A 20,019-nucleotide genomic window follows, 5' to 3' on the forward strand; every position below is an offset into this window, starting at 1 on the left:
TGAAAGACTGCGAGAGTGAAAGATAAAGGAACACCATGTATTCGACCCTGCGAAAAGCCCTTTTTGCGCTCGACCCGGAGCGTGCCCACCACCTGACGATCGATGGCATTGGCGCTGCGGAGCGACTGGGGCTGATGTCTCTGCTGACAAAGCCAGTGGCCGATGACCCGGTGGAGCTGATGGGGCTGACGCTGCCGAATCCGGTGGGGCTCGCCGCGGGGCTGGACAAGAATGCCCAGGCCTTTAACGGCCTGGGTGCTCTGGGCTTCGGTTTTGTCGAGGTGGGAACGGTCACCCCGCGGCCACAGCCTGGCAATCCGTTACCGCGGCTTTTCCGCCTGGAAGAAGCGCAGGCCATCATCAACCGCATGGGTTTTAACAACGAGGGTGTCGACTACCTGGTAAACCGGGTGCGTCGTCGCCGTTACGGCGGTGTGCTCGGCATTAATGTCGGTAAGAATTTCGATACGCCGGCAGAAAAAGCCGCGGACGATTACTGCCTCTGCATGGAGAAGGTTTACCCCTACGCGGATTACATTACCGCCAATGTCTCCTCGCCGAACACCAAAGGCCTGCGGGATCTGCAATTTGGTGACAGCCTAAATCGCCTGCTGGAAAGGCTCAAAGAAAAGCAGCGGCAACTTGCCGCCTCCAGTGAGCGCTATGTTCCGCTGGCTGTGAAAATCGCTCCGGATATGGATGCGGAGGCCATCGCCCAGGTCGCACAGGCGCTGCGCAGCTATGAGATCGATGGCGTGATCGCCACCAATACCACCATCGACAAGTCGGCGGTAGAAAAACTCCCCCACGGCGACGAGCAGGGTGGCCTCAGTGGCAAGCCACTGCGGGAAAAGTCCACCTGGGTTATCCGCCAGTTGGCGCAGGCGCTTGACGGTGCCTTGCCCATCATCGGTGTCGGTGGGATTACCGACGGGGAAAGCGCCGCGGAGAAAGTTCGTGCCGGTGCGACAGCGGTACAGATTTATACCGGTCTGATCTATCGGGGCCCGGAACTGGTCCGCGAAGCCGCAGACGCCATTGCCCTTGCACGTCGTGAGAAGGCGGAAAGCTGAGTTCCGGAATATTCCGGGGGTGCTTGGCGATGTACGTCACTCCAGTTGACGCTGAAGCTGAAACAGTAGTGTGAAAGGAGCAGCTGCTTTCGGGGGCGTACCCGGCTGAGAGCAGGAGGGTGCACTGCCCGGAGGTTCATCATCGTATCGCGAACCGCGAACCGCGAACCGCGAACCGCGAACCGCGAACCGCGAACCGCAAGACAAACATAGGCCGGCAATGTGCCGGCCATAAGGTGACCCGGGGGTGGCTAGACCGTGCGCCACCCATCGGGATGATGGTTCTCTGCGGAAAAAGTGCGATAGCTTTCCAGTTTCTGTGCCTTGGCAGACGCCTTAAATCCGTTCCAGTAGTCCTCACGCCCTTCGCGCCAGCCATTCATCCACTCCTGGTGGAGAGGTCCATCCACGTAAGGACAGAGGTTCTGAGCTTTGTTTTCTGACGCGGCCTGATAACCTTTGCAAAAGGCTCTCTCCCACTGGTTGCGTTTTTGGCGTTTCATCGAATGGGCACCTCGCTGAAGCCGGATGGCTTTGTGGTTTTGTGAGCTGGTTGTCTGTGCGGGCGGAGAGGAAAGGTGTCTCCCACCCCTCAGGTGGTTGAGTGTCTTCTCTAGTTTGGGCTCTATCCTGGGTTCTAACTTGGACTCTAACCTGGACTTGGAGCTTGGTGAAGGGTCTGGTCGCCTTAACTGCCGCCCCAGTTCATAGCATATGGTGGCTGCACGGCGATCGGAAAACCTGAGCGGAGAGACTGTCGTATCGCCACCTATGCCGATGCGGTTGCGGCGGACTGGGCTGATTTAATCAGTAGAGCAGACACCGGCAAGGGTGTGAACGATCGCTTTGGTCTGAGACTGACCTTTTATAGAAACAAACTGTATAGACCGGTGACCGAATCACCGAAATTTCGGCCACTGCCACTGTAAGTGAGAAAACCTTGAGAAACTGCGAAATGACCGAAAGCCAGCAGCTGGACTTCACTGCTACCTGCCCGAAGGGGCTGGAACCTCTGCTGGCCCAGGAGTTGGGTGAACTTGGTGGGGTTGTTACCCGTGAACAGCCGGCCGCGATTCACTTTAGCGGCACCCTGGCCGTGGCCTACCGAGCCTGCCTGTGGAGCCGGCTGGCGAACCGGATTCTGTTGCGCCTGGCCCACGAGAAAATCGCAGATGCCGAAGATCTCTACAGGGTTGTGGCGGCGCTGCCCTGGGAGGCGCATATCAGCCCCAGCGGCAAGCTCTGGGTGCAGTTTTCCGGTACTAATCGGGAGATCCGCAACAGCCAGTTTGGCGCCCAGAAAGCCAAAGATGCCATTGTCGACCGGTTGCGGCAACAGTCCGGAACTCGCCCGCTGGTTGAGCGTGACAACCCGGATCTGTCGGTGGTCCTGCGCCTTCACCGCGATCAACTCGATGTCTCCATCGACCTCAGTGGCGAGAGCCTGCACCGCCGTGGGTATCGCACCCATATCGGCGCAGCGCCACTCAAGGAGAATCTTGCCGCCGCGCTGCTGCTGCGCTGCGGCTGGCCGGAGATCGCCGCTGAGGGTGGCGCATTGCTGGATCCGATGTGTGGATCCGGCACGATTCTGATCGAGGGTGCCCTGATGGCTGCGGACTGCGCACCGGGCCTGTTGCGGGAGAGTTTTGGCTTTGAACGCTGGCTCAATCATCAGAACGATATCTGGCTGGAGTTGAGGGAGGAGGCGCTGGAGCGCCGCGCCGCAGGCCTGGCACGACAGCTGCCGGAGATTCGCGGGTACGATGGGGATGCCAAGGTGCTGTTTGCTGCAGAGGCCAATATCCGTCGCGCCGGCCTGGAGAAGCATGTTCGCGTCAGCTGCCGGCCGGTGGCCGCTTTTAAGATTCCCAGCCACCGTCCGGTGGAGCGTGGTTTGGTGCTGACCAACCCGCCATATGGTGAGCGACTTGGTGAGCAGGAGGCGCTGCGCGAGACTTACGCGGAGTTGGGGCGGCAGCTCAAGCAGGAATTTCCCGGTTGGCTGGTGGGGATTTTCACCGGCAACCCGGAGCTTGGCTTTTCCACCGGGCTGCGCTCACATAAACAGTACCAGCTGTTCAATGGCAGTATTCCCAGCCAGTTACTGCTATTCCGGGTGCGGGAGCAGGGCGATGAGGGGGCGGGCAGGGAGCCCCGCGCGCTCTCTGAAGAGGCGCAGATGGTGGCAAACCGCTTGCGCAAGAACCTGCGCACCACCGGCAAGTGGGCTGCTAGAAATGACATTACCTGTTATAGGCTTTACGACGCCGATTTGCCGGAATACGCCGCAGCCGTGGATATTTATCGCTCTGTGGAAGGGAGCGTTGAAGGGAGCTTAGCAGGAAGCTTAGAAGGAAGCGTTTTTGCCCACGTGCAGGAATATCGGCCGCCGGCCAAAATCGATGAAAACAAGGCCCGGGGTCGCCTGCGGGATCTGGTGCGCGCGGTGTGCGCAGTGCTAGAAGTTCCTATGGCAAATGTCAGTATCAAGGAGCGCCGACGCCTGAGCCATAAGGCCGGTGGCAACAAGCCGAGCCAATATCAGAAGCGGGGCGATGCCAGGGGCGAACGCAGCTTCTGGGTCAGAGAGTACGCTGCGGAGCTGGAGGTTGACCTCTGGACCTACCTCGACACCGGGGTTTTTCTTGACCACCGTCCAGTGCGGAAATATCTGCACAAGCTGGCAAATGGCAAGAAATTCCTCAACCTGTTTTGCTATACCGCGACGGCGACAGTACAGGCGGCCTTAGGGGGCGCGACGCAAAGCACCAGTGTGGATATGTCAAAAACCTACCAGGCCTGGGCTGCGCGCAACTTTCGCCGCAATGGGCTGGATGCCTATAGCCACCAGTTGGTGGAGGCCGACTGCCTGCAGTGGCTGACCTCTGCACAGCAGAATCGCCGCAGCCATTACGATCTGATTTTCCTCGATCCGCCGAGCTTTTCCAATTCGGCCAAAATGCACGGTGTGCTGGATATTCAGCGGGATCATGCGGATTTGATCAGGCAGTGTATGGTACTGCTAGCTCCGGGCGGGGCTCTGGTTTTCTCCAACAACCTGCGAACATTCAAAATGGACGCGGCTGTCCTCGAGGCTTTCCAGGTACAGAATCTTTCCGGGGAATTACTGGACCGGGATTTTCACCGCAATCCGAAAATTCACAATGTATGGCGGATCGAAGCTAAAGAGTGAAGTCGGGGCTGGGTGTTGTAGAGCGACCCTGTCGATGGCTGGTGAAGCTATCGGCCAGCAATAGGGTATTGGCTATAGAAACTGGGGCAAGCAACAGGGGATAGTAACTGGGAACTGGGAACTGGGAACTGGGAACTGGGAACTGGGAACTGGGAACTGGGAACTGGAAACTGGGGGCGGTAAATAGGAACGGTAAATAGCAACCGGAAATATAAACCAAGAGTTGAAACCGGGAGTTGACCCGAATGGACGCGGCAATCTCACTCAAAGGGGTTGCCGCCCGCTTGTCGTGTTGGGGGAGTGCTCATTGCTACTCCAGTGACAGCGTCCACGCTGATGCTTTTTAACACGACTTCCCTTGACACGACTGCCTTTAGCGCGGCCCCTCCAGCGCGGCACTCTCCAGAACAGCACCCTCAAACACAGCACTCTTTAATACGGCGCTGTTTAACCGAACCCTCCTTGTTGCAGGGCTCACCTTGCCGCGGCAATAAACTCAGTCCAGCTCCATCACGACACGGAAGCCGATATCTGTGGACAGTGTCTTCTGGCTGAGTCCCTTGCGGAAATCCGCACTTACATTGCTCAGTCGATCCCGCATGGAACCACCTTTGACGACCCGCAGGTTGCAGTTGCTCATCAGTACCGGTCCGCCGTCGCGACGAGCTCGGCTGTGGTCTCCCTGGTGGCAGTCCTCTACCCATTCGGCGACATTGCCTGCGGTGTCGTGCAGGCCGAAACCGTTGGCGGGGAAGCTGCCGACGGGTGCGCTGCGGGCAGTAAACAGCGTGACAAACTCGCTGTCGCAACCGCGGCGGCAGTTTGCCTTGCCAGCCGCCTCCTCATTGCCCCACCAGAAAGGCGCGGACAATCCGGCGCGGGCCGCATATTCCCACTCGGCCTCGCTGGGCAGTCGGTAGCTTTTGCCGGTCTGGCTGGAGAGCCAGCGCGCGTATGCGCGGGCATCTTCCCAGTTCACATTAATGACCGGGCGATCGCCACGGCCCCAGCCGCTGTCACCGGGCAGGGCGGCGCCAGTGGCCTCCGCAAAGCGGTCGTATTGGTCGAAGGTGATTTCGTGGCTTGAAATGGCAAATGGCTCTGCAATCCGGATTTGCTGTTCCGGGCTTGCTGAGGGTCGCTTATTGTTGCCCATGACATAGCGGCCCGACTTCACCACGACCATTTCCGGCCCGCGTCCTCCGTCAGCGAGGCGGCTGCGCAGGGTGGTGCCGGGGGCATAACCGCGTTTCAATGTAACCTGCAGCGTCACATCACTGTCGGAGAGCGTGATCCAGCGCCGATAGCTACGATAGCCGGGCTTGCTGACCTCCACATCATATCTGCCGGGTTCAAGGGTCATGCCATCGCGGTATCGGGGGGCAATATTCATGATGCGCACCCGGGCACTGCTGGGTTGGGTCTTCACGCTTAACCTGGGCAGCTGTGGTGTTGGCTCTTCCTCTGTGGCGTTGGCCTGCCCTTGAGCCGTAGTTGCACCCGAGGCATTGGCGGTTACAGCCGTCAAAAGTTGCCCCGCAGCAAGGTCTGGTTCGTCTGCTGTGCCCGCTAAGCGTGACACTTGGTCCGGAAGCTGGTTTTCGCCACTTGCGCCTTTGGCCGGGGGTGTGCCTAAAGCCGCAAAATCAGCCCCCGGCGTTGCCATTTGGGCGTTGTTATTGCCATTACGCTGGGAAGCGAAGGGGACAGCTGTTGTCTCGGAACTTTTGCCTGTTACGTCAGCCTGGGAGGCTGCTCCAGTGATTTGCGGCCACTGCCAAGTAAAGCCGGAACTGGTGAGCCCGTAGAGTACAGCCGAAAGCATGAGCAAGCTCAGCGCCACACCAGTGGCCAGCCATTGGCGGCGTTTACGCTGTGGGGCCCGCTCAATCACATGCTGGATGCGCATGATGGTGTCTTGTTGCGTTCGCGAGTGAGAGCGCTCCAGGGGTTTGTCGCGCAGCTGAGCCCAACTCGTTGCCCATTTGTCCAAAAAACTACCCCACAGGGCCATCAGCAGGGCTCGCATCAAGCTGGACGCGCCCACAGACGGAGTGCTGGGTTTGGCCGCCTGCGAGGAGGTGCGTTTACCGGCAAGGGCGGCCAGCAGCTGATCGATGGCATCCACCACTTCCTGCCCACGCTGAAAACGTTTGGCGGGGTCCTTGGCCAGCAGCCGGTTTATCAACCTCTGAAACAGGGAGTAGCGTGGGGGCAGCTTCGGGATCGGGTCGTTCAGATGCTTAATGGCGATGGCCACAGCTTCATCGGCCTGAAAAGGGACGGTGCTCGTGAGCATTTCATAAAACACGATCCCGAGGCTGTAGAGGTCCGCACGACCATCGATACTCGCTCCGCGGGCCTGTTCGGGGCTCATGTAGTGGGGTGTGCCCACAACCATGCCGGTATTGGTCATTCGCGTGGTGCGGGCGAGAGCCCGGGCAACACCGAAGTCAGTCAGGACAGCGGTGCCGTCTTCGCGAAAAATAATGTTTTCCGGTTTCAGGTCGCGGTGGATATAGCCTTTGAGGTGGGCGTGATCCAGAGCCAGCGCAATCTGCCGGGTCACCCGCAGGGCGGCAATGGGGTTCATGGGCCCCTTTTGCAGTTTGTCGGCGACGGAACCACCGGCCATGTAATCCATGGCGATATAGTTGAGGCTGCGGTAGCGCCCAATATCATGCACGGCAACAATATTGGGGTGGGATAGCTGGCCGACGATATTGGCTTCCCTCTGGAAGCGTTCGCTGAAGATTGGATCAGCATTGAGGGCCGGCGACATGACCTTGAGGGCGACCTGACGCCCAACACTGCGCTGAACGGCCAGGTAAACCGTGGACATGCCGCCCTGATTAATCTTTTTCAGGATGCGATAGCCGGGGATTGCCAGGGATGCACTGCCGCTGCTGACTACTTCCATTGAATCCTTCCCCGAGTCAGAGTGAGCCGGCCAGCCAGGCGGCCAGCGAGACGGAGAGGATCAGAAGGATAACTGCACTGAGCACCACTGTCAGGGTGCCGCCGGGCAACAGGCGGGACCACCTGCCCCGGGGGGCAGAGCTGCGGGTAAATGGCCAGGCTCGTTCGCTTTGCTGTTGCTGCGGGGCGTCGATCAACTGTACTGTGATGTTGTCCTTGCCGCCGGCATCGAGTGCGGCGGCAATCAGCAGGTCCACAGCGCGACGGTTGTCGGGGTTGTCGGCCAGAATGCGGCAGATTTCCTCGGCGGTTACTTCGGTGCTGAGCCCATCGCTACACAGCAGCAGGCGCTGCCCCGGCTGCCAGAGCGCCGAGACGCGATCGATTTCCAGCTGTGGATTTGTGCTGCCACCGATGCAGCGTGTGATGACATGGCGGTTCGGGTGGCTGGCGGCTTCCTTGCTGTTGATCGCACCAGAGTCCACCAGCATCTGAACGTAGGAGTGATCGATGGTGAGCTGTTTAAGCTGCCCGCCGCCATGTTCGTTGGGTGTGAAGGCATAGGCGCGACTGTCCCCGACCCAGTAAATATGAAAATAGGCACCGTCTTCAGCGAGCACCACGGCGGTCGATCCCATATTGGCTGAGTTGAGTTCGTCACCGAGAAGGAGGGCGTGGGCGCGCTGCAGGGCGCGTTCATAGTGTTGGTCGGTGACGGCGGAGCGCTGAACCTCATCCACCACGGTCATGCTGGCAATTTCGCCGGCCTGATGCCCTCCGAGTCCATCTGCAACAACCCATACCCCCCGCTCCTCATCAGACCAGAGGGCATCCTCGTTCTGTTCGCGCTTATAGCCGGGGTGGGTGGCGCCCGCACTCCGGCTGGGGGGAGTGGCGCGCTGGACGCTTCCTCTGTGCCGCGATCTTTCGCGTACGTTGGCTTCACTCACGGGGGTGCAGCTACCTTTTTATTCTGATTTATGCGGTTGGCACAACGGGCAATCCAGTGCAAAGTCGTCAGCCTCTTTAGGCGATTATCTATGCGACTATCCGCGCTCCCGCAGGGTTATGTTTTCAGGCCTTGTGGCCAGAATGGCCAGATCTGAGGCACAATTTCCCGTCGGTCTGTTGCGATTGTACTGAGTTGTGCATACTAATGTCAGCAGGTTATGCAGCCTGCAAACCGAGTCACACGTTAACCAAAATTAGCGTGATAAAATAGTTTTTCAGAATAATAATGCGCAATATCAGGCGAGCTCCTGAGGCAGTCTGGCACCGGAACAAGCTGGCAACCGAGCATTTATGCCATGGTTTCAGCCTTGTTTCCCACTTATCAGCGGTCAGCGCGCTACTGAGTATTGTCAGTTTTGTGAATATTGAGGGTTCCATGCTTGGGCAGCCCGTTCAAGGACAATGTTTCCATGTTTAAACTTTGTGATCTCAAAGACGTCAGTCAAAGTGTATGGCTGGTGGCGCCCAGGGTAACCATTGGGCGCGCCGGCAGCTGTGACTTTACTGTTGCTGATGACTCAGTGGCTAAATTACAGGCGGAAATACTGGTTGAAGGCGATGCGCTGACTTTGAACAACCTTGCCGGTAGTGGTGTCCTTGCCGTCAACGGCCTGCCTGTGGACAGCAGTTGTCCGCTCAAGCTCAATGACAAAGTCAGCGTTGGCAGCAGGACCCTCGGGATCATCGATCCTAAGGTGACCCGCCTCAAGGCCTCGAGCTCTGCGGCCACCGTCGCCTGGGCTCTGCGTGCCAACCACCCGGCGATCGCCGGCAAGGTTTATCCGGTGCGGGAGACAACGGTTGTCGGCCGCTCCGATGACTGTGATATCACGTTTTCTCTTTCCCATTTATCGCGGCGACACGCCAGGCTCGACATCCGTGACGGGCTGCTGTTCGTTTCCGACCTTGGCTCGGCCAATGGCACCTATCTGAACAACAAGCGCGTGATTGAGACGCGGGTGCGGCGCGGCGACGAGCTGCGTTTCGATACCCTCAGTTTCAGCGTGGTGGGTCCGGCCGACGACCTGAATCAAACCACGATTAGACCGGCTCTCACTGTGCCTCAAGGGGCCGGTGCCGCAGCTTCGGAGGTTGAGGCCAAGGTCCGCGACCGGTCGGCTGCCGCTGCTGAACGTGCCCCCGTTGCCACTGATACCACCCGGGAGCGGCAGCGCATGGCCGACGGCGCGGAGGTTGCGGAAAGGGGCCAGGGGATATTGCTTTGGGTGGGCCTGTTGACGGCGGCCGCGGTGGTTACCGGTTATTTCTGGGCTCGCTGGCAGGGCATCCTGTGAGCACATGGCGGTTGAGCTGATTCTTTACACTACCTTGGGTTGCACCCTGTGCGAAAAGGCCAAGCCAGAGATCTGGCCGGTGGTGGAGATGTTCGGCCTGCGGCTCAGGCAGGTCGACATCGCCGAGGACGATGAGCTGATGGAAAGATTTTCCCGTTCTATTCCTGTGGTTGGCCTCGGTGATCCGGAAGATACCTGCCCCTGGCCGTTCACCCGTACGCAGCTGGCGGAATGGGTTTCCACCCGCCTTTAAGGGGTTTGTGATCTGAACTCGGACCCGAATCAAGCCAGAGACGCTTCACGCCAGCCTTGGGTTCAAGCCACAACCGCCTTAATCCTGTCGCCTTAACCCAGTCGCCTTAATCCAGAGCCCATGGAGACCTGGGGTGCGGGCCTTCTGGCGCTTTTTATCTTTGGGCTCTGGCGCTAGCGTTGATACCGTATGAACTTCCCCCGCATTTTCTCACTTGTCCCACCATTTCCCCTCACTTACCCCTCGCTGCCCCTTAGTGGTTAATGGCCACTGGCCCGGCTTTTTCCTTGTTTTTTCTTGCGGTTTTCACAGCCGGGTGGCGGCCTCATTCTCCCGCAGTAGCGGCAGGCTGGCCCCACTTCGGTAGGCGTAGATCACGCTGTAGGCGAGCACGTTTTGCACGTAGTGGCGAGTTTCTCGGTAGGGGATGGTCTCGATCCAAATGTCGTAGGGCAGCTGCTGGCGCGTTTCCCGGAGCCACTGGGCAACCCGGGTGGGACCAGCATTGTAGGCTGCGGCGGCGAGAATGCGATTGTTGTCAAAGCGGTTGAGCAGGGTGCTGAGGTAAAAACCGCCCAGTGCAATGTTGGTACTTGGGCTCAGTAGATCCCAGTTGCGCCGGAACGGTACGCCAGCGCGGCGGGCGGTGGCGCGGGCGGTGGAGGGCAGCAGTTGCATCAGGCCAAGAGCGCCGGCGCCGGATTTGGCGTCATGACTGAAGTGGCTCTCCTGACGCGCCACGGCGTAAATGAGATACGGGTCCAGTGTGGACTCTTTGCCTATCCGCTGGCTTACATCGGTGACGATATCGGAGAAAGCGAGGGGGAAGCGTAATTCCAAATCATCGAGGTAGTCCGCGGCAAGCACGGAACGGATGGACTTGTGATGCCAGCCCCAGTTGCTGGCTAGTCTCCCTGCGGCAAGCAGCTCCGTGGGGCTCATGCCTCGGGTGGCGTAGTCCCACTCCCTGCGTGCATGGTATAGCTCGCCAAGAGCCTGTAGTTCGCGGGCTCTAAGCATCGCCGGGCGCGCGGCCATCTCTTCTACCGCCAGGGGGGGGATGGGGGCGGGCCGGTCGACGAAGCTGTAGTTTTGTCCCAGAGTGTCGGCGGCCAGGAAGCCATAGTAGCTGCGTTGCTGTGCGGCTTGGCGGTAAAGCCCTGCGGCCTCTTCGTTGCGCGAGGGGCCGTGTCGCTCTTCAAGGATGCGTGCGCGCCAGTAGAGCCAGCGCTCGTGATTGCGCGCCTTCTCCGGCAATTGGTCGATCCAGAATTCCATCTGTGCCCAGTTTTGTTCGCGCAGGGCCTGTCGCGCCAACCATTCGATGGTGCGCTCGTCGGAAAAGTTTTCGCTCTCCTGAATCAGCTGTTGAAGTGCTGCCAGATTGTTCCGCCGGGCGAACTGTAATGCCACGTCCCGCAGGAAAGACTGGCGCTCGAAATCTTCAAACAGGTAGCCCGCGTCATAGTGATGCCAGGCTGCGAGCGCATTGCTGGCGCTCTCTGCCGCCAGTCTGCGCAGGCCATGGAGGGCGATTTGCCGGTATTCGGGTTTGCCCTTGAGGAAGCGTTGATGCTCCAGGAGTTGCTCTGGCGAGTGGTGCACCGAGCGGGCCAGTGCCGCCAGTTGTGCCTGTTCATTGCTCATCTTGCTCGAAATGTATTGCGCCAGGTCCAGATTGCCGGCCGCTAGGGTGAGCATGTGGCGCCGCCAGGCCAGATCGTCGGTAAGGCCGCCATCGCGAATCCAGCGGGCAAAAACCGGGTCGCACTCTTCAGCCTGTGAGTGGCCAACTAGCCACAGTTTTCCAGTCAGGCGGTTGGCCTCGGTCTGGTCTCCGTGACGGGACAGGGCATCAGCGTAATAGCACTGCAGAGAGGCGCGATGGATTTTCTCCCCATCGTAGTACTTCAGAAAAGCACGGAACCTTTGGCGGCTGCCCAGCTCCTGGAGCACTTTGATTCGCACCCAGTCGCCAATGGCCGTTTCGCGGTATTTGTGCAGGAACTGGTCGATCTCGTTGTAGGGCAGTGACGAGAGTTTCTGGCTGAGCGCCCAGTAGTCTAGATAGGGCAATAAAGGGTGGCCGGACAGCTCCGTCTTGAGCTGTTCGAGCGTTTTTGAGTCCCCCTGCGCAATGGCAAGGCGGGCACTTTGGAGTTGTTGGCGCTGGCCGATGGCGTTTTCGGTGCCTGGGCTCGCGGCGGCGCTGGCACCGACGGGCCGGCCCAAAAAGAGGAGCAGGGCTAACAGCAGCGCGAATCCCTTTGCGTCAATCGACATACAAGTCACCCGATTGAAAACTCGCGTAAAGCAAATTTACCAATACAGCGAGATCAAAACTACGTAAAATTCCGCTTTTACGTGTGACCGGGAGCGCGTATGCAGCCGTGCACAGTGGCGCTAATGCGGGCTCCGGGCAAACTGAATTGTAGTTGTGTTTTATGCTCCAGTTAGACAATGTCGGGCTTCGCTATGGCACTCAGGTGCTGGCGGAAGGGGTCTCTGCCAAGGTGGAGAAAGGGGACCGTATCTGCCTTGTAGGGCGAAATGGTGAGGGCAAGTCGAGCCTTCTGCGCCTTATCAGCGGGGAAATTGATGCCGATGACGGTGAGGTCATCCGCGCTGCAGGCGTTCGTCTGGCCACCCTGGAACAGGAGCTGCCCTCTGACTGCCGGGATACCGTTTATGAATATGTGGCCGGCGGCCTCGGAGAGATTGGCCGGCACCTGGCCGCCTATCGTGAAGTTCCTGATGAGGCCACTCAGGAACGCATTGAGGCTGCCCATGGCTGGGAGCTGATGCCGCGTATCGACAGTATTATCGATCGCCTCGACCTGGATGAAACGGCTTTGGTTGCCGACCTTTCCGGCGGTTGGCAGCGGCGCGCGGCACTGGCGCGGGCACTGGTCACCGAGCCGGATCTGCTTATTCTGGATGAGCCTACCAACCACCTGGACATCACCGCGGTTGAATGGCTCGAGAACTTCCTGGCCAGCTTCAATGGCGCCTTGCTTTTTGTCACCCACGACCGGGCCCTGGCCCAGCGCCTGGCGACCTCTGTCTGGGATCTGGATCGCGGCCACCTCCGTGTCTTCAAGTGCCCCTTTGATCGCTACCAGCAGGAAAAGGAGCAGCTGCTTGAAGAGGAAGCGCGCCACGAAGCGCTTTTTGACAAAAAGCTCGCCCAGGAAGAAGCCTGGATACGACAGGGCATCAAGGCCAGGCGTACCCGCAATGAGGGGCGGGTAAGGGCGCTGGAGTCCCTGCGTCGCCAGCGCGAGTCGCGGCGCAATCGCCAGGGTACAGCCCGTATGGCGCTGGACGCCGGTGAACGCTCGGGTAAGCTGGTGGCAGAGCTCAAGGATGTCTCCTTCGCCTACCTTGGGGCTGCTGGTGATAAAGCCGGCAACAGTGCTGTTAACAGCAGTGCCACAAAGTACCTGATACGCGATCTCTCCTATACCCTGATGCGTGGCGACAAGGTGGGCTTAATTGGCCCTAATGGCGTTGGCAAGAGCACGCTGATTCGTTTGCTATTGGGGGAGCTGCAGCCGCAGTCCGGCTCTATCCGACTTGGCACTAAACAGCAGATTGCCTATTTCGACCAGCGCCGGGACCAGCTCAACCCGGAGCTCACGGTGGTGGATAACATAGCTGAGGGTCGCGACAGCGTGACGGTGGGTGGGCGCAGCCGTCATATTATGTCTTATCTGTCGGATTTCCTGTTCAGCGGCGTCAAGGCAAGGACCCCGGTGGGAGCGCTGAGTGGTGGCGAGCGCAACCGGGCACTACTGGCAAAGCTGTTCAGCCAGCCCGCGAACATACTGGTTCTCGACGAGCCAACCAATGATCTCGATGTGGAAACACTCGAGTTGCTGGAACAGCTGCTGCTGGACTTCTCCGGTACGGTGTTGCTGGTCAGCCATGACCGCGCTTTTCTCGATAATGTGGTGGATTCATGCCTTGCGTTTGAGGGGGATGGCGTGGTGCGCGAATATGTCGGTGGCTATGCCGATTTTCTGCGACAGGGTGGTCGTTTCTCCACCGATGAGGAGGGTGGCCAGGCTCCGTCGAATAAGAGCGATGACGACCAGTCTTCTTCTGGCGCGCAATTAAAAGGCCAGCCTGTAGAGAGCGAACAGGATGGCGCCAAGCCGGCACAGAAGAAAAAGCTTAGCTACAAGCTGCAGCGCGAACTGGATAGCTTGCCGGCAAGAATCGAGTCGCTGGAGGGTGAGATTGCACTGATTGAATCAGAGGTGAGCCAACCGACCTTCTATGGACAGGACCCGGCAGCCGTCGAGGCGAGGCTCAAGCAGCTTTCGGATCTGCAGGCCGAACTGGAGGCAGCCTTCGAGCGTTGGGCTGAGCTGGATAGCGATTCCTGAGCCCGCGCCTGCTCCTCCCTCAGCCTGCCAAAGCGACTGAGATAGTGAGCGCGGCAATATTGCCGGGTCAGGGCCGCTTCTCAGTTATGCCTGGCTTGAGTTAGCAGCTTATGGTGCCTGTTCCCGCTAACTTTCCAGGGGTCGACCAAGTGCCACCTCTGATCCCGGATGCATGATCGGAGATTTTCCAAGCGGCTTGTCCCGTCTCCGGTCTCCCATCTCCCATCGATTTTCCCATTGGCTTGCCAAGTACTTTACTGGCGCCCCCAGGCCTCCTGGCGGATTCCCTTCTGCCCGGGGGTATGCCGCTGTGCGCGGAAGTGCTCCTGTGCGGGCGTCAGTCTGAGTGTACGCGGACAGCCAGTACGTCACAGCCGGCGCCGTGCAGCACTCCGTTGGCGGTGGAACCGAGCAAAAGCGCAAGGCCGTGCCGGCCGTGGCTGCCTATGACAACAAGGTCGGAATTCAGCTCCTCTGCAAGCCGGTGAATTTCGCCCGCCGGCTGGCCGAGCACAACGCGCTGGCGGTCTTCGGGGACGCCGAATTTCGCTCCCGCCTTGCCCAGCTGCTCTTTCGCCTGTGTCTGCAGTTGCTCCTGCACCTCGGACAGGTCCATCGGAATGTCTCCGCCATAGGCAAAAGTCAGGGGTTCGATTACGTGCGTGAGGGACAGCTCGGCACCGAATACCTTTGCCATTTCCCCAGCCTTGTCCAGCACTTGTGAGGATTCATCCGAAAGGTCCAAGGCAACCAGAATGCGCTTGTAATTCGCCATGAGCACGCTTCTCCTTTTCTGTTGTCATTTCTATTGTCGCGTTGACAGTGGCCGGTAAGATCACAATGAGTCTACTGTAAAAAAAATCAATTGACAGGACCGGCGCACCGCAAAGCACAATGGGCGCCATAATCTTCGCGCAAGGATCCGCTCATGTCGGCATGGCTCCCCCTTCTTATTATTGTTTTCGCGGTTGCCCTGGTGGTCGGGCCGGTGATGTGGATGAAGCCCAGTGATCGCGACCGCAAGCTGGCTGGGCTCCGGCAGCGCGCGATTCGGGCCGGCATGACCGTTAAGATGAAACCCCTGCCTGCGGTACTGGGTAGCGGGACTGCGGCGGTTTACTTTAACCGCTGGGAAGATCCGCGCAGGCTGGATGTGGGGTGGAATCTGGAGTTGCAGCGCATGACTCACGACCTGCATTTTTACGATCGTTGGGACTGGGTTGGCAAGCCCGCACCAAAAGCCGCGTGGCCACTGATCCGTGACCTGCTGCAGCGGCTTCCCGAAGATGCCTGTGGCGTTCAAAGTACTAACGGCGGCTTGGGTGTCCAGTGGCAGGAGCGCAGCGGCGACAGGGGCTTTGAGGCGCTTAGCCAGTCGCTGACGCGATTGCTGCCAGAGATAGAGGAGGCGATTCGCCAGCCCGCTGGTCGCTCCAATGTGGGCAGGGGAGATGGCGGTTTAGATAATGGCGATGCAGATGATGATGGGGGTAGCCGTTGAGAGGCCCTTCGCGAGAACCCGTAAAAGAGCAGTGGAGAGCAGTGGAGAGCAGTGCAGAGGGTAGCGACCCTCCCGGTCAACGCTCTTTTTGGGCGCTCATCAAGTTCCAGCCACAAGCCATCCTGTGCGCCTCATCAGGCCGGGGAAAAGGCCACCTGGCGACGCTGAAAGACATGGCCAAGTCGCTCCAGAGAGCCGAAAATCGACCCCATTGAAAGGGAATTTTTTCCCCTTCCGCTTGACCCGACTGGGGGCGGAGCTTATATATTCGCGCATCGCAGCGCTCACAGTCATCGTTTTCCGAGGGCTGCAGGCAGTAGAAAACTTCTTAGAATTCAAGGTCTTATGGGTAAATCACTGGTTATTGTCGAATCACCGGCCAAGGCGAAAACGATCAATAAATACCTCGGCAAGGACTTCGTAGTGAAGTCCAGCGTGGGCCATATTCGCGACCTGCCCACTGCCGGCAGCAATAAACAACCAGTCGACCCTAAGGAGCGGGCGCGCAAGGCGGCTGAGACTCGCAAGCTCTCTCCGGAAGAGAAAGAGAAGTACAAGCGCAGGAAAAGTCGCGAGCAGCTGATCAAGCGTATGGGAATTGACCCGGATCACGACTGGGCAGCCCACTACGAAATCCTTCCCGGAAAGGAGAAGGTGGTTAGCGAATTGCGCAAACTGGCCGAGAGCGCCGACCAGATTTATCTCGCAACGGACTTGGACCGCGAGGGAGAGGCGATTGCCTGGCACCTGCGCGAGGCGATCGGTGGTGATGACAACCGTTATCGTCGCGTGGTGTTTAACGAGATTACCAAGTCCGCCATTCAGGAGGCCTTTAAAGATCCAGGCCGCCTGGATATCAACCGTGTACACGCACAGCAGGCGCGCCGGTTCCTTGATCGGATCGTGGGCTATATGGTCTCCCCATTGCTGTGGGAGAAAGTGGCCCGCGGGCTGTCCGCTGGCCGTGTGCAGTCTGTAGCGGTGCGACTTGTCGTGGAGCGCGAGAGGGAGATTCGCGCGTTTATACCAGAAGAATACTGGACCATTTCGGCGGACACGGCGACCTCAAAGTCGCAGCCGCTGCAGCTTGAAGTCAAACGTCAGGCGGGTGAGGCATTCCGCCCCACCAACGAGGCGCAGGCTTCTGCCGCCACCAAAGCACTGCAGGCCAGCGACTTTGTCGTCTCGCAGAGGGATGACAAGCCCACCAGCTCGAAGCCCACAGCGCCTTTTATTACCTCAACTCTGCAGCAGGCAGCGAGTAACCGACTGGGCTTCAGCGTCAAGAAAACCATGATGTTGGCGCAGCGGTTGTATGAGGCGGGGCATATTACCTACATGCGTACGGACTCCACCAACCTCAGTAAAGAGGCCGTGGACTCTGCCCGTGACTTTATTCTGGAAAAATTCGGCAAGAAATATCTTCCCGATTCCCCCAATAGTTACAGCAGTAAAGAGGGTGCCCAGGAGGCCCATGAGGCCATTCGCCCCTCTGATGTGCGCATGCAGCCCAATATGCTGAGTGGGGTTGAGCGCGACGCCGAGCGCCTCTACAACCTGATTTGGCAGCAGTTCGTCGCCTGTCAGATGACACCGGCAGAGTTCACCTCCACCTCGGTGGTGGTGACCGCTGGTGATTTCGAGTTGCGTGCCCGCGGGCGGGTTATCCGCTTTGATGGCTTCCTGAAGGTTGCTCCTCAGGTGAGTAAAAAAGACGAAGACCTGGTGCTACCGGATGTGAAGGTCGGAGAAAAACTGGCACTTCAGAAGCTGGACCCCAAACAGCACTTCACCAAGCCTCCCGCACGCTTCAGTGAAGCGGCGCTGGTTAAGGAGCTGGAAAAACGCGGAATCGGTCGGCCTTCCACCTACGCCTCGATTATTTCCACTATTCAGGATCGGGGCTACGTTCGCCTCGAAAACCGGCGTTTTTACGCGGAAAAAATGGGCGATATCGTCACCGATCGCCTCAGCGAAAGCTTTAAAGACCTCATGGACTATGGCTTTACCGCCAACCTTGAACAATCACTCGATGCCGTAGCGGATGGGGATCGCGGCTGGAAAGATCTGCTGAATGATTTTTACGGTGATTTTTCCAAGCGTCTGGAAAAGGCTCAGTCCCCCGATCACGGTATGCGCCGCAACACGCCGACGGATACGGATATCGCGTGTAGTAAATGCGGCCGGCATATGCAGATTCGCACCGGCTCAACCGGTGTCTTCCTTGGCTGTTCTGGCTACGGGCTCCCACCCAAAGAGCGTTGTACCAACACCATGAATCTTGTTCCGGGCGAAGAAGCGGTAGACGCAGATAAGGACGAGGATGCGGAAACCCGCCAGCTGCGCGAGAAGCGCCGCTGCGGCAAGTGTGGTACCGCCATGGACAGTTACCTGGTTGACGAGCAGCGCAAGCTGCATATCTGCGGTAACAATCCTGACTGCCCGGGTTACGAAGTAGAGAAGGGCACATTCAAAATCAAAGGCTATGATGGCCCGTTGATTGAGTGTGACAAGTGCGGCAGTGATATGCAGCTGAAGTCAGGGCGCTTCGGCAAATATTTCGGTTGCACCAATGAAGCCTGCAAGAATACCCGCAAACTGTTGAAGAACGGCCAGCCGGCGCCCCCCAAGATGGACCCGGTTCCGATGCCGGAACTGCCCTGCCAGAAAGTGGATGACCACTACATCCTGCGTGATGGTGCCTCTGGCCTGTTCCTGGCCGCGAGCCAGTTTCCCAAAAACCGTGAGACACGGGCGCCACTGGTAAAAGAACTTTTGCCTCACCAGAGCGAGATTGATCCCAAATACAGCTTCCTTTTCTCCGCTCCCACGGAAGATGATCAGGGGCGCGATACGGTGGTGCGTTTCAGCCGAAAGACCCAGGAGCAGTACGTACAGTCTGAAGAAGACGGTAAGGCCACCGGCTGGCGCGCCTTTTACCGAGATGGCAAATGGCAGGCGGAGGCCCCCAGTAAGGCCAAGCCTTCGGCAAAAAAAGCGGCGAGTAAAGCGCCTAAAAAAGCCGCCGCAAAGAAGGCCGCTGCAAAGAGCGCCCCGAAGAAAGCTGCGAAAAAAGCTCCGGGCAATAAAGAGCTATGAGCAACCCCTACACCGGCGCTGTCGCAGCGGCTCTGCGCAAGGCAACACTGCTTGGCGACATCACCCCTGCGGGAGACCTGCAGGCGCAGGCGCTCTTCGAGGCCCGCCTGCTTGAGCTCTGGCGGGCCTATCAGGCTTTCCTGGCCGAGTTGGCTTTTCAGTTGCAGCTCGGCGGCGAGCCGGACTCTCCAAAGATGCTTTCACAGATGGCGCACTCCCAGAATAAGGGTTGTGGAGAGGCGCTGGAGTTGGAGGGGTTACTGGAAGACCCCGAGAGCTGGTTGTCCACACTCGAAGCTGCCTGGCAGGCTCTATGGCAGTTTCGTACTGGCCAGAGACAGCGCAGAGGCGCGGCCAGTGCGACTTTGATTCCGCTAATGGAGGTAGGGCAGCGCCCCGTTGAGCCGCTTAGCCGCAGCCAGCTAGAAAACTGGCAGCAGGGCCTTACGGAGCTGATTCAGCGCCAGCGGACGAATACTGCCGAGTGGTAAAGCGCCCCTTATTGACGCTTATGAGCCGTAATAAGGCGTTCGCGGGCATCGGCGGAGCCGTAGCCTGTTACGTTTGTCTCGACAGGGGGGGAGTTTTCACTAGCCCACAGCCCACAGCCCACAGCCCACACCCCTGATATAGCCTTCATATACCCCATATATGACCCTGATTCTGGCCTCATCCTGGCCCCACTCGGGCTCTAGAGCCGATGATCACATCTCGGGCACTGTGTTACACTGCGCTAAATCGATGTAAACGGAGAAACGAATGTCCTCTGAGACTTTCGAAATCATTGAGTTGGCTAATGGCGACGTTGCCCTGCGTCGGGCGGGTGAACGTGATGATCCGCTCGTGCGAATCCATTTTTCCGAGGAAAGCACAGACTTCCTGCGTGAGCATAAGATCGCCATCGCCAAGGCCATGCTGGAGGCTGGCATTGAGGCTGTACAAAATATCGGCGATCTGGAGCCTGAACCTCTGGAAGAAGAGCTGGAGCCGATCAACCACACCATTCATTGATTTCTCCCGGGTGGCGTTCAAGCGTCTCCCGCTATTCTCTTCCCATGCCCCATGCCCCATGCCCCATGACTGCAACTCGAAACCGTGATCAGCTTTCTTGGTGGTGGCTTGCAATTTTAGTCAAGCCCTGGACAGCCCAAGCTCTAACTCACTGATTTCTGAGGCCCTAATTATCTTTGTATTTCACCTGTAGCCAGGCGGGTTGGGCCTCTGGAAGTGAGAGCTTGCGCTGCTGGTAATTTGGGATGGGCTGGCAGGTTTTCACTTCAC

Annotated in this window: 14 protein-coding genes; 9 read left to right on the forward strand and 5 right to left on the reverse strand. The window is 58.7% G+C overall.

Annotated elements, in window-relative coordinates:
- Positions 1–35 precede the first annotated feature (35 nt).
- Positions 36–1,073 carry a quinone-dependent dihydroorotate dehydrogenase gene (locus ABEA58_RS00075; protein ID WP_345547641.1) on the forward strand — a complete coding sequence of 346 codons (1,038 nt, stop codon included), beginning with the start codon at positions 36–38 and terminating at the stop codon, positions 1,071–1,073.
- A gap of 251 nt (positions 1,074–1,324) precedes the next feature.
- Here ABEA58_RS00075 and rmf read toward each other — a convergent pair whose 3' ends face one another.
- Positions 1,325–1,576 carry a ribosome modulation factor gene (gene rmf / locus ABEA58_RS00080; protein ID WP_345547643.1) on the reverse strand — a complete coding sequence of 84 codons (252 nt, stop codon included), beginning with the start codon at positions 1,574–1,576 and terminating at the stop codon, positions 1,325–1,327.
- Between the two features lie 452 nt (positions 1,577–2,028).
- Here rmf and rlmKL point away from each other — a divergent pair, with 452 nt between their 5' ends.
- Positions 2,029–4,269, forward strand: coding sequence for a bifunctional 23S rRNA (guanine(2069)-N(7))-methyltransferase RlmK/23S rRNA (guanine(2445)-N(2))-methyltransferase RlmL (rlmKL, locus tag ABEA58_RS00085; protein ID WP_345547644.1), 2,241 nt, complete (start codon positions 2,029–2,031; stop codon positions 4,267–4,269).
- A 496-nt stretch (positions 4,270–4,765) separates the two neighbouring features.
- Here rlmKL and ABEA58_RS00090 read toward each other — a convergent pair whose 3' ends face one another.
- Positions 4,766–7,189 (reverse strand): bifunctional serine/threonine-protein kinase/formylglycine-generating enzyme family protein, encoded by a 2,424-nt coding sequence (locus ABEA58_RS00090; protein ID WP_345547646.1) that lies wholly within the window; start codon positions 7,187–7,189, stop codon positions 4,766–4,768.
- Between the two features lie 16 nt (positions 7,190–7,205).
- A complete protein-coding gene (locus tag ABEA58_RS00095; RefSeq protein WP_345547648.1) occupies positions 7,206–8,138 on the reverse strand; it encodes a PP2C family protein-serine/threonine phosphatase in 933 nt (310 codons plus the stop codon).
- Between the two features lie 471 nt (positions 8,139–8,609).
- On the opposite strand from ABEA58_RS00095, the gene ABEA58_RS00100 reads away from it, so the two are divergent.
- Together ABEA58_RS00100 and ABEA58_RS00105 are read left to right on the forward strand one after the other, a co-directional pair.
- Positions 8,610–9,494 (forward strand): FHA domain-containing protein, encoded by an 885-nt coding sequence (locus ABEA58_RS00100; protein WP_345547650.1) that lies wholly within the window; start codon positions 8,610–8,612, stop codon positions 9,492–9,494.
- Between the two features lie 4 nt (positions 9,495–9,498).
- Positions 9,499–9,747, forward strand: coding sequence for a glutaredoxin family protein (locus ABEA58_RS00105; RefSeq protein WP_345547652.1), 249 nt, complete (start codon positions 9,499–9,501; stop codon positions 9,745–9,747).
- A gap of 306 nt (positions 9,748–10,053) precedes the next feature.
- Here the strand turns inward: ABEA58_RS00105 and ABEA58_RS00110 are convergent, their stop codons facing one another.
- Positions 10,054–12,030 carry a transglycosylase SLT domain-containing protein gene (locus ABEA58_RS00110; RefSeq protein WP_345547654.1) on the reverse strand — a complete coding sequence of 659 codons (1,977 nt, stop codon included), beginning with the start codon at positions 12,028–12,030 and terminating at the stop codon, positions 10,054–10,056.
- A gap of 161 nt (positions 12,031–12,191) precedes the next feature.
- On the opposite strand from ABEA58_RS00110, the gene abc-f reads away from it, so the two are divergent.
- Positions 12,192–14,138 (forward strand): ribosomal protection-like ABC-F family protein, encoded by a 1,947-nt coding sequence (gene abc-f / locus ABEA58_RS00115; RefSeq protein ID WP_345547656.1) that lies wholly within the window; start codon positions 12,192–12,194, stop codon positions 14,136–14,138.
- Positions 14,139–14,475: 337 nt separating this feature from the next.
- Here the strand turns inward: abc-f and ABEA58_RS00120 are convergent, their stop codons facing one another.
- Positions 14,476–14,913, reverse strand: a complete 438-nt coding sequence (locus ABEA58_RS00120; RefSeq protein WP_345547658.1) for a universal stress protein — start codon at positions 14,911–14,913, stop codon at positions 14,476–14,478.
- Between the two features lie 153 nt (positions 14,914–15,066).
- Here ABEA58_RS00120 and ABEA58_RS00125 point away from each other — a divergent pair, with 153 nt between their 5' ends.
- The 4 genes from ABEA58_RS00125 to ABEA58_RS00140 all read left to right on the forward strand — a co-directional run bounded on the left by ABEA58_RS00125 (position 15,067) and on the right by ABEA58_RS00140 (position 19,749).
- Positions 15,067–15,639 (forward strand): hypothetical protein, encoded by a 573-nt coding sequence (locus tag ABEA58_RS00125; RefSeq protein ID WP_345547660.1) that lies wholly within the window; start codon positions 15,067–15,069, stop codon positions 15,637–15,639.
- 345 nt (positions 15,640–15,984) lie between these two features.
- Positions 15,985–18,738 carry a type I DNA topoisomerase gene (gene topA, locus ABEA58_RS00130; protein WP_345547661.1) on the forward strand — a complete coding sequence of 918 codons (2,754 nt, stop codon included), beginning with the start codon at positions 15,985–15,987 and terminating at the stop codon, positions 18,736–18,738.
- On the forward strand, positions 18,735–19,229 hold the full coding sequence (locus ABEA58_RS00135; protein ID WP_345547663.1) for a DUF6586 family protein: 495 nt from the start codon (positions 18,735–18,737) through the stop codon (positions 19,227–19,229). The genes topA and ABEA58_RS00135 overlap by 4 nt, the downstream gene beginning before the upstream one ends.
- 268 nt (positions 19,230–19,497) lie before the next feature.
- A complete protein-coding gene (locus ABEA58_RS00140; RefSeq protein WP_345547665.1) occupies positions 19,498–19,749 on the forward strand; it encodes a hypothetical protein in 252 nt (83 codons plus the stop codon).
- Positions 19,750–20,019: the final 270 nt, after the last annotated feature.

This window comes from Microbulbifer aestuariivivens, assembly GCF_039545115.1.
In the GTDB taxonomy this organism is placed as follows: Bacteria; Pseudomonadota; Gammaproteobacteria; order Pseudomonadales; family Cellvibrionaceae; genus Microbulbifer; species Microbulbifer aestuariivivens.